This is a genomic window from Streptomyces piniterrae, from assembly GCF_005048155.1.
Lineage (GTDB): Bacteria > Actinomycetota > Actinomycetes > Streptomycetales > Streptomycetaceae > Streptomyces > Streptomyces piniterrae.
On record NZ_SUMB01000009.1, the window covers coordinates 316,084 to 332,024 of the forward strand.

At 71.8% G+C, this 15,941-nt stretch carries 14 protein-coding genes; 7 read left to right on the forward strand and 7 right to left on the reverse strand.

All coding sequences use genetic code 11. The annotated features are described in order from the left end of the window. Nucleotides 1-100: 100 nt before the first annotated feature. Entirely contained in the window at nucleotides 101-790 is a 690-nt protein-coding gene (locus tag FCH28_RS25565; RefSeq protein WP_246103202.1) for a hypothetical protein, read from the forward strand. Between the two features lie 21 nt (nucleotides 791-811). On the opposite strand, the gene FCH28_RS25570 is transcribed toward FCH28_RS25565, so the two are convergent. Both FCH28_RS25570 and FCH28_RS25575 read right to left on the reverse strand, forming a co-directional pair. Continuing rightward, a complete protein-coding gene (locus FCH28_RS25570; RefSeq protein WP_136742486.1) occupies nucleotides 812-1,171 on the reverse strand; it encodes a GntR family transcriptional regulator in 360 nt (119 codons plus the stop codon). A gap of 1 nt (nucleotide 1,172) precedes the next feature. Next, nucleotides 1,173-2,204, reverse strand: a complete 1,032-nt coding sequence (locus FCH28_RS25575; protein WP_136742487.1) for a DUF1648 domain-containing protein — start codon at nucleotides 2,202-2,204, stop codon at nucleotides 1,173-1,175. Nucleotides 2,205-2,304: 100 nt separating this feature from the next. Between FCH28_RS25575 and FCH28_RS25580 the strand changes: the two genes are divergently transcribed. Continuing rightward, entirely contained in the window at nucleotides 2,305-3,834 is a 1,530-nt protein-coding gene (locus tag FCH28_RS25580; protein WP_136742488.1) for a helix-turn-helix domain-containing protein, read from the forward strand. A 212-nt stretch (nucleotides 3,835-4,046) separates the two neighbouring features. Here FCH28_RS25580 and FCH28_RS25585 read toward each other — a convergent pair whose 3' ends face one another. Next, on the reverse strand, nucleotides 4,047-4,847 hold the full coding sequence (locus FCH28_RS25585; protein ID WP_136742489.1) for a VOC family protein: 801 nt from the start codon (nucleotides 4,845-4,847) through the stop codon (nucleotides 4,047-4,049). A gap of 183 nt (nucleotides 4,848-5,030) precedes the next feature. Between FCH28_RS25585 and FCH28_RS25590 the strand changes: the two genes are divergently transcribed. Further along, nucleotides 5,031-5,549, forward strand: coding sequence for a hypothetical protein (locus FCH28_RS25590; RefSeq protein ID WP_136742490.1), 519 nt, complete (start codon nucleotides 5,031-5,033; stop codon nucleotides 5,547-5,549). A 46-nt stretch (nucleotides 5,550-5,595) separates the two neighbouring features. Here the strand turns inward: FCH28_RS25590 and FCH28_RS25595 are convergent, their stop codons facing one another. Next, on the reverse strand, nucleotides 5,596-6,732 hold the full coding sequence (locus FCH28_RS25595) for an acyl-CoA dehydrogenase family protein (RefSeq protein ID WP_136742491.1): 1,137 nt from the start codon (nucleotides 6,730-6,732) through the stop codon (nucleotides 5,596-5,598). Nucleotides 6,733-7,053: 321 nt separating this feature from the next. On the opposite strand from FCH28_RS25595, the gene FCH28_RS25600 reads away from it, so the two are divergent. Together FCH28_RS25600 and FCH28_RS25605 are read left to right on the forward strand one after the other, a co-directional pair. Further along, on the forward strand, nucleotides 7,054-8,661 hold the full coding sequence (locus tag FCH28_RS25600; RefSeq protein WP_136742492.1) for an AMP-binding protein: 1,608 nt from the start codon (nucleotides 7,054-7,056) through the stop codon (nucleotides 8,659-8,661). 4 nt (nucleotides 8,662-8,665) lie between these two features. After that, nucleotides 8,666-9,508, forward strand: a complete 843-nt coding sequence (locus FCH28_RS25605) for a PaaX family transcriptional regulator (protein ID WP_187363920.1) — start codon at nucleotides 8,666-8,668, stop codon at nucleotides 9,506-9,508. Between the two features lie 77 nt (nucleotides 9,509-9,585). Here the strand turns inward: FCH28_RS25605 and FCH28_RS25610 are convergent, their stop codons facing one another. Then, complete coding sequence (locus FCH28_RS25610) at nucleotides 9,586-10,344, reverse strand: HAD family hydrolase (protein WP_136742494.1); 759 nt, start codon at nucleotides 10,342-10,344, stop codon at nucleotides 9,586-9,588. Nucleotides 10,345-10,795: 451 nt separating this feature from the next. Between FCH28_RS25610 and FCH28_RS25615 the strand changes: the two genes are divergently transcribed. Together FCH28_RS25615 and FCH28_RS25620 are read left to right on the forward strand one after the other, a co-directional pair. Next, on the forward strand, nucleotides 10,796-11,452 hold the full coding sequence (locus FCH28_RS25615) for a TetR/AcrR family transcriptional regulator (RefSeq protein ID WP_136742495.1): 657 nt from the start codon (nucleotides 10,796-10,798) through the stop codon (nucleotides 11,450-11,452). A gap of 542 nt (nucleotides 11,453-11,994) precedes the next feature. Beyond that, nucleotides 11,995-12,612: a ScbR family autoregulator-binding transcription factor gene (locus FCH28_RS25620; RefSeq protein ID WP_136742496.1), complete on the forward strand. Its 618-nt coding sequence runs from the start codon at nucleotides 11,995-11,997 to the stop codon at nucleotides 12,610-12,612. A 78-nt stretch (nucleotides 12,613-12,690) separates the two neighbouring features. On the opposite strand, the gene FCH28_RS25625 is transcribed toward FCH28_RS25620, so the two are convergent. Then, nucleotides 12,691-14,988, reverse strand: coding sequence for a bifunctional salicylyl-CoA 5-hydroxylase/oxidoreductase (locus FCH28_RS25625; protein WP_136742497.1), 2,298 nt, complete (start codon nucleotides 14,986-14,988; stop codon nucleotides 12,691-12,693). Then, a complete protein-coding gene (locus FCH28_RS25630) occupies nucleotides 14,973-15,800 on the reverse strand; it encodes an enoyl-CoA hydratase family protein (protein ID WP_136742498.1) in 828 nt (275 codons plus the stop codon). Before FCH28_RS25630 ends, FCH28_RS25625 begins: the two co-directional genes overlap by 16 nt. Nucleotides 15,801-15,941: the final 141 nt, after the last annotated feature.

Sequence of the window (15,941 nt, forward strand, 5' to 3'; positions counted from 1 at the left end):
CTCGCAGGGCCCGTGCACCCGGCAGCACCCCTGTGCTCGCCCGACCGGAAAACCCGGTGCGACCGCGTCCCCCGGCGGCGACACTCGGCGGGTGATCGTCATGGACCCCGTGCTGGAGACATCCGAAACCTCCGGTTTCACCCACTGGCCCGTCGCGGATCTCCCCGCGCACGGCATGCTCGTCCTGTCCGGCGAGCTGTCGCCGCTGGAAGTGGGCACCGCCATGGCGATCCTGGCCACGTACAACGACCCCGGCGACGACGGTGCGGGCCGGGATGGCGGGGATGGCCCCCTCGTTGGAGGCGCCGCCGGGCTGATCCGCCGTCTGCTCGACGCCGAATGCGTCCTCGCGCAGGGCGGCGTGCGCGTCCAGGACCTCGAGAGCGGCGCCACCCTGGAGCCCGGCTGCTGCTTCGGGCTGGAGAGCTGGCGGGACTGGCTGGACTTCACGCGCGGTGTGACGCCCTGGCTCGGCCATTCACCCGAGCCGTACGCGGAGCACCTCGGCTCCGTCGTCCGGCTCTGGCCCGACCGGAGCCTGGCCCACAGCCCGACGACCGACCCCCGCCCCCTCGACTCCCGCCCCGCCGACACCACCGACCTCCCTCCCCTTGAACTCCGCACGGCCGATCTGCCGGATCTCCTCACCGACGTGCAGGACAAACTGCGGGGATTTCTCCGGCTGGTCGAGCGGTGGGCCGACCGGTATGTGCCCTCGCTGACCAGTGCCCTGGTCGCCAAACTCGATGAAGACCTCGGGATCGGCGGTCCGTTGGCGGCGGACGAGTAGGGCGCGCGCGGCATCCGGCGCCTAGCGCCCCGCCAGCCCCGTCCGTACCACCCGCACGATCTCCTCGTCCGAGAGTCCCAGTTTGCGGGCCTCGGCGATCAGTCGTTCGGCGGCTTCGCCGAGGCGGGCGCGGCCCGGGGAAGCGGCGCCGGTGACCACCGCGCCGCGTCCGCGGCGGAGTTCGATCAGCCCCTCCTCCTTGAGCCGCTGGTATCCGCGCAGCACCGTATGGACGTTCACGCCCAGCGACGCGGCGAGTTCGCGGGCGGCGGGCAGTCGCTCCCCGGCGTGTACCGAGCCGTCGGCGATGGCGCCGCGTACCGAGGCGGCGATCTGGTCCCCGAGCGGAACGGCCGAGCCGGGGTCGACGCGGAACAGCACCTCAGCCTCCTTGCCGTGGGCTTCGCCGTGAGTCCTGTGGTGAATTCTGCCGGGTACGCGCCCGGTCCAGGTAGGCGTTGAACAGCGCGGCGCCGGTCGCCGCGTCGTCGACCGTCACCACGAACTCCCGGCCGCTGGTCAGCCGCAGCACCAGCCCCTCGCCGGAGCGGAGCACCAGGCCGGTGCGATCGGGGCGGACGCGATATCCCCAGCCGCCGAATTCGGCGGCTATCTGCACCTGCCGGCCGACGGCCTCCGTCACCCGGTCGAACGGGACACACCGGAAGCGGACCCCCAGCAGCGTCGACGCAAGTCTCAGGCCACGCCGGTCCACGGTCACCCGTACGGAGCCGACGGCGATCACCGCCAGCGCACTGACCAGCAGGATCGCGCCGGTGAGCCAGCCATCGAGAAAGCCGAGGAGCACACCCGCGCCCAGCATCAGCGCCCCCAGGAGGGCAAGCAGCGGCGAGCTCACGGTGTGTGACCAGACGGCCGACTCGCCCTCGGCGAGAGCGAGCCGTGGCGCGCCGTCGGATGGCGCGGTCGCCGTGCGGGTGTCCGGTCCGGCGAGCAGCCAGCCCAGCCCGCCGGCGAGGACGGCCGCGCCGAGCCACGCGGCCACCTGCCACATCGGGAAGCGGACGGCGTCCGCGTCCCTGGCATGGGCGTTGGCCAGCAGCGTCAGACAGACCGGGAGGGCGAACATGACGGCGGCGCCCCACCCGGCGCTTATCACCCAGCGTGTCACCGGGGCGGTGCGGCGGAGCTGGGCGAGCACCCCGCTGCCCACCGCGATGAGGAGGAGCGCGGCAAGGCTCGCCGTCAGAAAGCCCCGGATGGAGGAATAGCCGTCGGGTTTTCCGTCGGGGCCGAAGTGGGTGGCGAGTGGATCGGGCAGCCGGCCGGACACGCCGTTGAGGACGCCGGCGATGGCGAGGAGCGCGATCAGGAAGGGGAAAACGGCGATCCAGGGCCGCAGGGGGCGCGTCGAGGGGAGGACGGAACGCGGGCCGGACTTCGCGGACTTCATGGGCAACCTCCAGTTGTTCGCATAGTAATAGAACAACAGAAGAACTGAAAGGGAGTATGACAATTGCACATCCATCTCATATCTGAGATACGGTCTGGTTATGGCAGACGACTACCTGGTACGCATCGGCAGGCTCATCCGGGACGCTCGACAGCATCGGGGCTGGACACAGACGCAGCTCGCGGAGGCGCTCGGCACCAGTCAGAGTGCGGTGAACCGCATCGAGCGTGGGAATCAGAACATCAGCCTTGAGATGATCGCCCGTATCGGCGAGGCCCTGGACAGCGAGATCATCTCGCTCGGCTACGCGGGCCCGATGCATCTGCGGGTCGTCGGCGGCCGACGGCTGTCCGGCAGCATCGACGTCAAGACGAGCAAGAACGCCTGCGTCGCGCTGCTTTGCGCCACGCTGCTCAACGCGGGCCGCACAACTCTGCGCCGGGTGGCCCGCATTGAGGAGGTCTACCGGATCCTCGAGGTGCTCAACAGCATCGGCGTCCGCACCCGGTGGATCAACGACGGCGCCGACCTCGAAATCGTCACGCCGGCCGAGCTGAACCTCGACACGATGGACACCGAGGCCGCCCGCCGCACCCGCAGCGTCATCATGTTCCTCGGTCCGCTGCTGCACCGGATGGACCACTTCAAGCTGCCGTACGCGGGCGGTTGCGACCTCGGCACCCGGACCGTGACCCCGCACATGACGGCGCTGCGCCACTTCGGTCTGGAGATCACCGCGACCGACGGCACGTACATCGCCGAGGTCGACCGCAGCGTCGCCCCCAAGCGCGCGATCGTACTGACCGAGCGCGGCGACACCGTCACCGAGAACGCGCTGCTGGCCGCCGCCCGGCACGACGGCGTGACGGTCATCCGCAACGCCTCCTCCAACTACATGGTCCAGGATCTCTGCTTCTTCCTGGAGGAGTTGGGCGTCCGGGTCGAGGGTGTCGGCACGACCACGCTCACCGTCCACGGCGTCGCGCACATCGACCGCGATGTGGACTACGCGCCGTCGGAGGACCCGGTCGAGGCAATGAGCCTGCTGGCGGCGGCGGTTGTCACCGAGTCGGAGCTGACGATCCGTCGCGTCCCGGTGGAATTCCTGGAGATCGAGCTGGCGGTCCTGGACGAGATGGGCCTCGACCACGAGCGCAGCGCGGAGTACGCCGCCGACAACGGCCGCACCCGGCTGATCGATCTGACGGTCCGCCCCTCCAAACTCCAGGCGCCCCTGGACAAGATCCACCCGATGCCCTTCCCGGGCCTCAACATCGACAACGTCCCCTTCTTCGCGGCCATCGCGGCCAGCGCCCAGGGCCAGACCCTCATCCACGACTGGGTCTACGACAACCGCGCGATCTATCTGACGGACCTGAACCGACTGGGCGCCCAGGTCAAACTGCTCGACCCGCACCGGGTCCTGGTCGACGGCCCGACCCGCTGGCGCTCGGCGGAAATGATGTGCCCCCCGGCGCTGCGCCCGGCCGTCGTCGTCCTGCTCGCCATGATGGCCGCGGAGGGCACCTCCGTCCTGCGCAACGTCTATGTCATCAACCGGGGTTACGAGGACCTGGCGGAACGGCTCAACTCGATCGGCGCGCAGATCGAGATCTTCAGGGATATCTGACGGGGCACCGCCGGCTCATCCCCCGGTCTCGTCACAACCCGGCTCGTCACACCCGGACTCGCCACCCGGCTTCGTCACCCGGTCTCTCGGCGGCCCCTCCGAACAGCCAAAGCGGCTGATAGGAGGGGCCGTTGCATCACCCCTCCGCGGCTCGCCGGGCACAGTGCGCGACGGCGGGCCCGCCTCCACCCACGGCACCCTCCGCCCGGGGATCAGCCCTTGGGCTCCGGTGTGAGGACCACGAACTCCGCGCCGGACGGGTCGGTGCAGACCGCCAGCCGGCCGACGCCCTCGGCGGTCTCGGGGCCCATCGCCACCGCGCCGCCGCTCCCCCTCACCAGCTCGACCGTCGCATCGCAGTCCGCGGTACCGAACACCGGGTGCCAGTAAGGTTTTCCGCCGGCCTCGAACATCTCCGGGACCGCCATGATGCCGCCGTGCATCCGCTCCTGGGCGCAGCCCGCGGGGGTGACCAGCGTGTAGACGCCGCCGTCGCCGGGCAGCGGCATGTCCTGCGTGGTCCAGCCGAAGACGGTGCCGTAGAAGGACTGCGCGGCCTTCGCGTCGGTGGTGTAGAGCTCGATCCAGCCGAGGCTGCCCGGCCCGTCCACCACTTCGACGCCCGGATAGCGCCCCGGCTGGAAGACCGCGAACTGGGCGCCCTGCGGGTCGGTGAGCTGGGCGAACCGGCCGCCCTCGCTCGACCCGACGTCGGCGGGCGGCGTACGGACCGAGCCGCCGGCCTGCTCCACCGTCTTGACGGTGGCCTCGACATCGGGGGTGTTGAAGTAGATGGTCCAGGCGGAACGGGCGCCTTCCTCCGTCAGCGGGCCGACCGCGCCGACGACCCTGCCGTCGAGGCGGAAGAGCGAATATCCGCCCGCCTCCTGATCGCCGTACGGTGCGGCCTGCCAGTCGAACACGGCGCGATAGAACTCCGCCGCGGCCTCGACATCGGGGGCACCCAGATCGAGCCAGCACGGCGAGCCGGGGACGAAGTCAGTCGTGATCATCGTGATTCCCTTCGCGGATCCTTGGTGTTTTCAGCCTGACACCCACCACTGACAATCGCCCGTCGGCCCGATTCGGCGTCCACCCACCCGCTTGCTACTCTGACGCGCGCTCGTCAAGAAACGCTCGTCAAGATCCAGCGGTGGCCCAGGTGGGCGGCCGATCAAACCGGGGGAGAATCCGACGTGAATCGTCGTCATATTCGCGCTGTCGCCGTATTCGGCCTAGTGGTCGTCACCCTGACGGGTGCGCGCGGCTCGCACGGCGGGGGCTGCGGCAGCAGCCACTCCAGCAGCAGTAGCAGCAGTGGCGGCTACAGCAGCAGTAGCAGCGGCGGCTACAGCAGCTCGGGGAGCACCACCGGCGGTACGCCGACGAGCAGCTCCACCACCGCGCCGGAGTCCGACATCCGTATCACCGACTGCAAGGTCGACAGCGCGGCCGGCACGCTGAGCGCCACGCTGAGCGTGACCAACGGCAACTCCGGGAGCAACGCGACGTACAACGGCACGGTGGAGTTCACGGACGAGACCGGCGCCACCTTCGGGAGCGCGATGATCTCGTCGGTCAAGGTGCCGGCCGGCCAGACCCAGTCCGCGAACGTCTCGGGCACCTTCATCAAGAACCCCAATGGCCAGGGTCCGTCCTCCGGCAAGTGCAAGCTGGGCCCGGTCTACAAGGTCAACGACCTGTCCACCGGCTGAGACCGGCGAAGCCGCAGCCGGCCGCCGATGCGTCCGGGAGCGGCGTTCAGGGCCGCGCCGCCCGGTACAGCTCCTTGGCGATGATCGACCGCTGTACCTCGGTGGCGCCCTCATAGATGCGGGGCGCGCGCACCTCGCGGTAGAGGTGCTCCAGGAGATGGCCGCGGCGCAGTGCGCGGGCGCCGTGGATCTGGACGGCCGCGTCGACGACGTACTGGGCGGTCTCGGTCGCCAGCAGCTTGGCCATGGCCGAGCGGCGGGCGATGTCCGGGGCCGCCCTGTCGTACGCCGACGCGGCCGCGTACACCAGGAGTCGGGCGGACTCGACGCGGGTGGCCATCTCCGCGAGCTGATGGCCGACGGACTGCAGGTCCTTGAGCGGGCCGCCGAACGCGGTACGCGTGCCCGCGTGCGCCAGCGCCGCGTCCAGCGCCGCCTGCGCCATGCCGACCGCGAACGCGCCGACGCTCGGCCGGAAGAGATTCAGTGTGCGCATCGCGACGCCGAAGCCGCCGCCGACCGTGCCGAGCACATCCGCGCGGGTCACCGGCACCCCGTCGAAGTCCAGCGTCCCGATGGGGTGCGGGCTGAGCATGTCCAGGTGCGCGCCGGTCAGTCCGGGCCGGTCGGCGGGGACCAGGAAGGCCGTGACACCGCCGGCGCCGGGCGCGCCCCCGGTGCGGGCGAAGACGGTGGCGAAGTCGGCCTCGGGGGCGTTGGAGATCCAGCATTTCCCGCCGGTCAGCCGCCAGCCTCCGGGGCCGTCGGGTTCGGCGGCCAGGGACAGCGCCGCGGCGTCCGACCCGGCGCCCGGCTCGCTGAGCGCGAAGGCCGCGACCGCGCGCCCCGCCGCCACCTCCGGTATCCAGCGGGCGCGCTGGTCGGCGGTCCCGGACTGCACGATCGGGTAGGCGCCCAGTCCCTGGAGCGCCAGCGCGGTCTCCGCCTCCGTGCACTCCTGGGCCAGGGATTCCCGCAACAGGCAGAGGCCCAGGGCGCGCAAAGGCCCGTCGGCGGGGAACAGGCGGCGCAGCAGTCCCAGTTCGCCCAAGGCGGCGACCAGCGGGCGGTTGATCCGGCCCGGCTCGCCCTTCTCGGCCAGCGGGCGCAGCCGTTCGGCCGTCAGCGCGCGCAACTCGGCGCACCACCCCTGCTCTTCCGGTTCCAGCGCGAATGCGGTCACGAAGCGCTCCCCTGGTAGCGATACGGCGGGCTGTCGGCGATGCGGTGGACTGGTGGCGGTGTGTGGGGCCGGTGGCGGTGCGGGGCCGGTGGCGGTGAGTGAGGGTCCTCGGTCACGGTCCTCTATCTCGCGCCCTCTATCGCGGTCTGTTGACTGCCGTCACGAACACGTTACGCTGACGACGGATCCGTACGGCAGACCCCGAGCAGTCCCGGAGCAGTCCTCGTCAGCCTCCGACCGGTTCCCGCACCGGCCTTCGCAGTCCCCCATCCCTTCCCCGGCCGCCCGTCGGCCACCTCGGCGCAAGGGGGCGCATCCGCCATGGAGCTACGGCCTTCGGCCCACGCCGACACCTTCGCCCGCGACAAGTTGCCGCCGCCCGCGCAGTGGCCGCACCTCACCGATCTGGGCTACCCCGACCGGCTCAACTGCGGCGCGGAGCTGCTGGACGGCACCATCGCGCGGCTGGGCCGGGACCGGCCCGCGCTGCGCGACGCCGACGGCACGGTCTGGACGTACGGAGAGCTGCGCCACCGGGTCGACGCGATCGCCCACGCGCTCGGCGACCGGCTGGGGGTACGCCCCGGCAACCGCGTCCTGCTGCGCGGCCCCACCACGCCCTGGCTGGCCGCCTGTTGGCTCGCGGTGATGAAGGCGGGCGCGGTCGCGGTGACGGTGCTGGCCGCCCAGCGCCCGGACGAGCTCGCCACGATCTGCGAGATCGCCCAGGTACGGCATGCGCTGTGCGATATCCGCTCCGTCGACGACCTGGCCGAGGCCGGCGTCCCCGGGCTGCGGATCACGACCTACGGCGGGGACACCGCGGACGATCTTTGCCGGCTCGCGGAGCCCGGCGCCGCGCCGTACACGGCCGTGCCGACGTCCGCGGACGATGTCGCGCTGATCGCCTTCACCTCGGGCACCACAGGGCGTCCGAAGGGCTGTATGCACTTCCATCGCGATGTGCTCGCCGTCGCCGACACCTTCTCGGCGCGGGTGCTGCGTCCGGAACCTGACGACGTGTTCGCCGGCAGCCCGCCGCTCGGCTTCACCTTCGGCCTCGGCGGGCTGCTCGTCTTCCCCCTGCGGGCCGGCGCGTCGGCTCTCCTCGCCGACTGGGGCGGCCCCGAGCGGCTGCTCGCCGACATAGGGAAGCACCGAATATCGGTCCTGTTCACCGCGCCGACCGCCTACCGCGCGATGCTGCCCAAGCTCGCCGGGCACGACCTCTCCTCGCTGCGCCGATGCGTCTCGGCCGGCGAGAACCTGCCGGCCGCGACCTGGGAGTCCTGGTACGACGCGACGAACCTGCGGATCATCAACGGCATCGGCGCGACGGAGCTGCTGCACATCTTCATCTCCGCCGCCGACGACGCGATCCGGCCGGGCACGACGGGCGTGCCGGTGCCGGGTTTCGAGGCCCGGATAGTGGGCGCGGACGGGGCGCCGCTGCCGGACGGCGAGGCGGGACTGCTCGCCGTACGGGGACCGACCGGCTGCCGCTATCTCGCCGACGCCCGGCAGGCCGAGTACGTACGGGACGGCTGGAACCTCACCGGTGACACCTACGTCCGGGAGCCCGACGGCTACTTCCGCTATGTCGCCCGCGCGGACGACATGATCATCTCGGCCGGCTACAACATCGCGGGCCCGGAGGTCGAGGAGGCGCTGCTGCGGCACCCGGACGTGCGCGAGGCCGCGGTGGTCGGCCGGGCCGACGAGGAGCGCGGGCAGGTGGTCGTCGCCCATGTGGTGCTGCGGGCGGGAGTCCCACGTGGGGATGACACCGTCGCCGCCCTCCGCGCGTTCACCAAGACCCGTATCGCGCCCTACAAATGCCCGCGCGCATTCGTCTTCCACACCTCGCTCCCGCGTACCCCGACCGGCAAGCTCCAGCGCTTCCGGCTGCGCGATGTGGATCTACAGTGACCCGGTGACCGACCAGCAAACGCAACGCACCCCACGGTCCCTGATCGTCACGTTCTACGGCGCCTACGGGCGCGGCGAGCCGGGCGAGCCGGCCGGCTCGACCGGTCCGGTGCCGGTCGCCGCTCTGATCCGGCTGCTCGGCCTGCTCGGTGTGGACCCGCCGTCGGTGCGCTCCGCCGTCTCCCGGCTCAAGCGGCGCGGGCTGCTCGTCCCGGAGCGCACGGATGCCGGGGCCGCCGCGTACGGACTGTCCGACGCCGCCCGTCAGTTGCTGGCGGACGGCGACCGGCGGATCTACGGGCGGCCGGCCGCCCGGCTGTCCGACGGCTGGGTGCTGGCCGTCTTCTCCGTGCCCGAGGAGGAGCGGCACAAACGGCATCTGCTGCGCTCGCGGCTGGCCCGGCTGGGCTTCGGCACCGCCGCGCCGGGCGTCTGGATCGCGCCGGCGCACCTCTACGAGGAGACCCGGCACACCCTGGAGCGGCTCCAACTCGACTCGTACGTCGATCTGTTCACGGGCACGCACGCGGGCTTCGCGCCCACCGCGCGGGCGGTGGCGCGGTGGTGGGATCTGGACGCCCTCGCCGCGCAGCACCGCGCGTTCCTGGCGGACCATGAGCCGGTCCTGGAGAAGTGGTCACGGCGGCGCGCGGTGCCCCCTGAGGCGGCCTACCGGGACTATCTGCTGGCGCTGGACGCCTGGCGTCGTCTCCCGTACGCGGACCCCGGCCTGCCCGCTCCCCTCCTGCCGGACGACTGGCCGGGCGGCCGCGCGGCGGAGGTGTTCGGCCGGCTGCACACCAAACTGCGGTCTGCGGGCGCCCGCTACGTGCGCGAGACCCGCTAGGGCTTTCCGCCCCTGCCCCATCGGACAGCCCCGGGGCCTGTCCTCCCCAAGGGTCGTCCTCGCGCCGGGCCGCGCCGTCAGCGGCGGCGCGGCCCCGCGGCGGCGGCCTGACGCGGCCTGGCGGCGGCGATCACCGAGACCACGTCCTTGAAGGAGCTGCACATCCGGGTGCCGGCAACCGCGGCGAGTTCGCCGAACGTGCCGATCCCGTAGGTGACCGCGACCGGCGCCATGCGCGCGGTCACCGCCATCCGCATGTCCCCCACGGTGTCGCCGACATACGCGCTCTCCCAGGGGGCCACACCCAGCCGGCCGGCCGCCCGCAGCACCATCTCCGGGTGCGGCTTGCCGCGCCGGACCATGTCCTGCCCGATGACCGGGCCGACCAGATCGCGGATGCCCATGACATCGAGCAGCGCCTCGGCGCTCCGTGTGGTCTTGGAGGTGGCGACGGCCAGCTCGACTCCGTGGGCGCGCAGCGCGGACAGCCCCGCCGTGACGCCGGGGAACAGCAACTGCGGTCCCTGGCAGAGGACTTCGTACGAGAACAGTTCGCGGTAGCGGCCGATGGCGGCCTGCACCCGGCCGTCGTCCTCGGGCCGGCCCAGCAGCCTGCCGAAGGCGGGGCCGGGCGGTTTGCCGATGGCCGCGGCCGCCTGCCGCGCGGTGACCGAGCAGCCCTGCTCCGAGGCCACCTTGACCAGCAGTTTGCTGATCGCGGGCAGGGTGTTGGCGAGCGTGCCGTCGAGATCGAAGACGGCGGCCTTGATCGTCTCGCCACCGGCGCACCGCGCGCCTCTGACGGGACGTTCGCCCACTTCCGCTGGTACGCGCATGGCTGGAGACCTTTCCGGATTCCGATGGATGCAGTGGCTCGGGTGACGTTGCTGGCTCGGCCGGCGGGGCGGCCTGCGGTCGACGACGGGGGCGGCGGAGGCGGTCTCGCCATGACGTAGCGCTCTCCAAAGGCGATACGCGAGGTCGAAGCGGATGCAACGGAAGGGAGAGTCCCGTTGACCGCCTCCGGAGATTTAAAAACCGCCTGCGCTGTTTGTCAATGTGCCCCTGCCATACCCTTACGGGGCGACGCCGATCGGCCCACCGGTCCACACTGGTAAGCGCACTCCCCCCATCGGCCGGCCACCGCCGAGCAATTCACCCGACGATGCGTTCACGACAGGGCCCATACGCATTCGGCCACATCGCCCGACCATATCGAACCGCATGGTTGGTTTTCTATGTAGACTGCACTGAGCTCGCAGCCGTACTAGAGACGGGACGGACACCGTGCCCACGCAGCATCGCGCCATCCAGAGCCGCCAGGCGCTCATCCGCTCGGCCGCAGAGACCTTCCTGGAGAAGGGAGTGCCCGCGGCGGGCATGGTCGAAGTCAGCCGGCGGGCCCGCCTGAGCAAGGGCGCCCTCTACTTCCACTTCACGTCCAAGGACGACCTCACCCTCGCCGTGCGCGACGCCGCACTCGCCACGCTGCACGAGATCGAGGACGACTTCACCCGTTCCCCGGAGCCGCTCGCCCTCGCCGTACGCGACTTCGCCGTCGAGCTGTTCACCCGGGTGGAGTCCGACGTCGTGCTGCGCGCCGGGCTGCGGCTGCGGCCGGAGACCGCGCCGGGGCTGGACATCCACGCCCTGGAGCACCGCTGGTACGCGCTGTTCCTCGACAAGGCGGTCACCTGCGGGACCGGGTCACCCGTGGGCTCCCTCGGCTCCCTGGACGCGGCCGTGCCGGCCGGACCGCGGGGCTCGGACGCCGAACCGCGCCGCACCGCCCAGTTGCTGACCTCGGTGGTGGTGGGCCTGCTGCACCTCGGCGGCGCGGACCGGACGTGGTGGGAGAAGGAGTCCATCGTCGACCTGTGGGCGATGCTGTCGCGCACGGCGGCCGCCGGCGCCCCGATGCCGGACCGCATCCCGGCCGGCTGATCCGCCCCCGCCCTCGACAGCGGGTCCACCTCCCCACCCCTCGACACGGCCGGACGGCAGCCCTCCCCACCGCCGTCCGCCGTCCCTTTCTCCCCGCACACACCGGGGCCGGGCGATCCGAGGTCGAACCTCCGAACCCCCGAAATCCCGGCCCGTCGGCGAACTCCCGCCATCCATACGGGTGATGGACGTGACCACACCGCCATCACCCCAGTGCGCAGCAGCCCCTGCCCCCTCCCCGGACCGGGCACCGAGCCGCGCTGCCCCTCCGGCGCCGGGCCCACCGCAGCCGTCATCGTGACCCGAGGTCAGATCCCGTACAGGCTCCCCGAGCGCGGGCGGCGCGCCCGGTCGGGCGGCGCTCCGCCCCCTCGGTGACACCGCACCGGAACACGCCAACACCATGTCGGCTCGGATTTCAATACCGCCTGGTTGGCTTCTTTATGATGCGGATCACAGGCTCCTGGACGGCGGCGGGCCGCCACCGGCAGCGGGTCGCGCTCAGGCACAACAACTTCAAGACTGCATACGGAGAATGATCGGTGGTCAAGCAGGCACGCGCGGTGCGCACCCGACGCGCCGTCCTCGAAGCCGCAGCTCATGTCATCGGCTCACGCGGGTACCAGGCCGCCACGATGGCCGAGATCATCCAGCGCGCCGGAGTCACCAAAGGGGCCGTCTACTTCCACTTCACCTCCAAGGACGCCCTGGCCCGCGCGGTCATCACGGAACAGGTCGATCCCTTTCTGCCGCAGACCAGCGCGTCTCGACTGCAGGACGCCATCGACTTCACCCACCGGGTGGCGCTGGCCCTGCGCAGCGACCCGTTGTTGCAGGCCGGCACGCGTATCGCCGTCGAGACGACGTTCAGCGAGGAGCCACTGCTGCCGTATCAGGCGTGGACCGACATCATCACCAGCCTGTTCACCGAAGCCCGTGCCAACGGCGAGCTGCTGGCCGCCGTCGTCCCGGAACGGGCGGCGGAATTCTTCGTCGCCGCCTATATGGGCGTGCAGTTGTTCTCGTGCGCCGCGACGAACCGCGCGGACCTCCCGAACCGCGTCACGACGCTGTGGAAACACACCCTCCCGGGTCTCGCGTCGCCCGGCGCGCTGAGCCATCTGGACCCGCAGGGCCGCCGGGTGCAGATCGTCGTCTGACCTCCGCCCCCGGGCGCACCGGCGCAGGAACGACTCTCCTCGCCACCGGCCCCCTCCCGGCCTCTCCAGGCCGCCCCGTCACCGCAGTGTGAGGCGGGGCTTGGGTGCGTCCGTACGGCCGGTCGGCGGGGTGCGGCTGCCCGCCTGATAGGGCGGCGGCCAGGGCGCGCCCGGCCCCGAGTAGCCCTGCTCGGCGGCCGCGTGCAGGGTCCAGTGCGGGTCGTACAGATGCGGTCTGGCCAGGGCGCACAGGTCGGCGCGCCCGGCCAGCACCAGGGAGTTGACGTCGTCCCAGGAGGAGATGGCGCCGACCGCGATGACCGGGACGCCGACGGTGTTGCGGATGCGGTCGGCGAACGGTGTCTGGTACGAGCGGCCGAATTCGGGGCGCTCGTCGGGGACGACCTGGCCGGTGGAGACGTCGATGGCGTCGGCGCCGTGCGCGGCGAAGGCGGCCGCGATCGCGACCGCGTCCTCGGCGGTGGTGCCGCCGTCCGCCCAGTCGGTCGCGGAGATACGGACCGTCATCGGGCGTCCGGCCGGCCAGACGGCGCGCACGGCGTCGAAGACCTCCAGCGGGAAGCGCAGCCGGGCGGTGAGGTCGCCGCCGTAGGCGTCGGTGCGCTGGTTGGTGAGCGGCGAGAGGAAGCCGGAGAGCAGATAGCCGTGCGCGCAGTGGAGTTCGAGGAGGTCGAATCCGGCGCGCGCGGCGGACTCCGCGGCGCGTACGAACTGTTCGCGTACGGTGGCGAGTTCGGGCTCGGTCAGGGCGTGCGGCACCTGGTTGACGCCGGGCCGGTACGGCAGCGCGGAGGGGGCCAGCAGCGGCCAGTTGCCCTCCGGGAGCGGCTGGTCGATGCCGTCCCACATCAGCCGGGTGGAGCCCTTGCGCCCGGAGTGGCCGAGCTGCACTCCGAGGGCGGTGCCGGGGGCGGTGGTGTGCACGAAGTCGGTGATCCGGCGCCAGGCGGTCTCATGGCTCGGCGCGTACAGGCCCGTACAGCCGGGGGTGATCCGTCCCTCGGGGCTGACGCACACCATCTCCGTCATCACCAGCCCGGCGCCGCCGAGGGCGCGGGCGCCGAGGTGGACGAGGTGGAAGTCGCCCGGGGTGCCGTCGCCGTCGGCGGAGTACATGTCCATCGGGGACACCACGACCCGGTTGCGCAGCGTCAGACCGCCCAGCCGGAACGGCGTGAACATGGGCGGTGTGCCGGACGGGATGCCGGCCTCCTTCGCCACAGAGGCGACGAACTCGCCGTCGCGCAGCCGCAGATTGTCGTGGGTGACCCGGCGGCTGCGGGTGAGGAGGTTGAAGGCGAACTGGTGCGGCGGCTGCCCGGCGTAGGTCGCCAGGTCCTCGAACCAGGTGAGGCTGGCGCGGGCGGCGCGCTGTGTCGAGGCCACGACGGGACGCCGCTCGGCCTCGTACGCGGCGAGCGCCTCGGGCAGCGGGCCCTGCTCCTCCAGACACGCGGCGAGCGCGAGGGCGTCCTCGACGGCGAGCTTGGTGCCGGAGCCGATGGAGAAGTGCGCGGTGTGCGCGGCGTCGCCGAGCAGCACGATCCGGCCGTGCGACCAGCGCTCGTTGACGACCGTACGGAACGCGATCCAGGACGATTTGTTGGAGCGCAGCGGGCGGCCGCCCAGCGCGTTGGCGAAGACCCGTGCACACCATTCGCTCGACGCGCGCTCGTCGCAGCGGTCCAGCCCGGCCGCCCGCCACACCTCCTCGCGCATTTCGACGATGACGGTGCTGGCGTCCCCCGCATACGGATAGCCGTGGAGCTGGACGACGCCGTGCTCGGTCTCGGCGATCTCGAAGCGGAAGGCGTCGAGGGCGAAGTCCGCGGCGAGCCAGATGTAGCGGCAGCGGTGCGTGGTGAGCTGGGGGCGGAACGCCTCCCGGTGGGACTCCCTGGTGTCGCTGTGCACCCCGTCCGCGGCGATCACGAGATCGTACGAGGCCGCCAACTCCGCGGCCGGCGGGGCCGGTTCACGGAAGCGGAGCCGTACGCCGAGGGAGGCGCAGCGCTCGTGCAGGATCTCCAGCAGCCGACGGCGGCCGAGCGCGGCGAAGCCGTGTCCTCCGGAGGTCAGGGTCCGACCCCGGTGCACGATGTCGATGTCGTCCCAGCGCACGAAGTCACGGCGCAGCGCCTCGTACACCCGGTCGGCGTGCTCGATGCCGCCCAGGGTCTCGTCGGAGAGGACGACCCCGAAGCCGAAGGTGTCGTCGGGGGCGTTGCGCTCCCAGACGGTGATCTCACGGCCCGGGTCCAGGCGTTTGAGCAGGGCCGCGGCGTAGAGGCCGCCGGGGCCGCCGCCGATGACCGCGATCCGTGCGGCGCCCGCCACGCCTATTTCCCCTGCCACTTGGGGGCCCGTTTCTCGGTGAAGGCGGCGTGGAACTCGGCATAGTCGGCGCTGTTCATCAGCAGCGCCTGGGTGGCGGCGTCCATCTCGACGGCGGCCGCGAGCGGCATGTCGAGTTCGGCGGTGAGCAGCGCCTTGGTCTGGGCGTGCGCGAGCGCGGGCCCTTCGGCGAGCCGCCGGGCGAGGGCCGCGGCCGCCTCGTCGGCCCGCCCCTCCTCCGTCAACTCGCTGAGGAGGCCGATGCGTTCGGCCTCCGGTGCGCGGACGGTGTCGCCGAGCATCAGCAGCCGGGTGGCGTGGCCGAGGCCGATGACACGGGGCAGGAGGTAGGCGGCGCCCATGTCGCCGCCGGACAGACCGACCTTGGTGAAGAGGAACGCGAAGCGGGCGGAGGGGTCGGCGACACGGAAGTCGGCGGCCAGCGCGAGCACGGCTCCGGCGCCGGCCGCGACGCCGTGCACGGCCGCGATCACCGGGAAGGGGCACTCGCGGATCGCCCGTACGACCTGGCCGGTCATCCGGTTGAAGTCCAGCAGCTGCCCGGTGTCCATGCCCAGCGTGGCACCGATGATCTCCTCGACGTCACCGCCGGAGCAGAATCCGCGGCCCTCCCCGCCGAGGACGAGGGCCCGCGCGGAGCGTTCCCTGGACAGTTCCGCGAGCAGGTCGCGGAGGTCGGCATATGCCTCGAAGGTGAGCGCGTTCAGTTTCTCCGGACGCGCGAGGGTGACGGTGACGACGCCGTCGTCCCTGGTCACGCGGATGTGCTGCCAGGCGTCGGTACGGCGGGCGGATCCTGCGAACGGACTCATCGGGCTGCCTGCCCCCTTTGGCGGGTGGGCCGGTGGAGGTTCTCCGGATGCGCTTCGAAGTTATCACTCGTTGGTGACTGTCGTCACGAGTACGCGATGCGCTGCGCTGCCCTTGGCTTGAGCCGACTTGGTTGCTCGCCG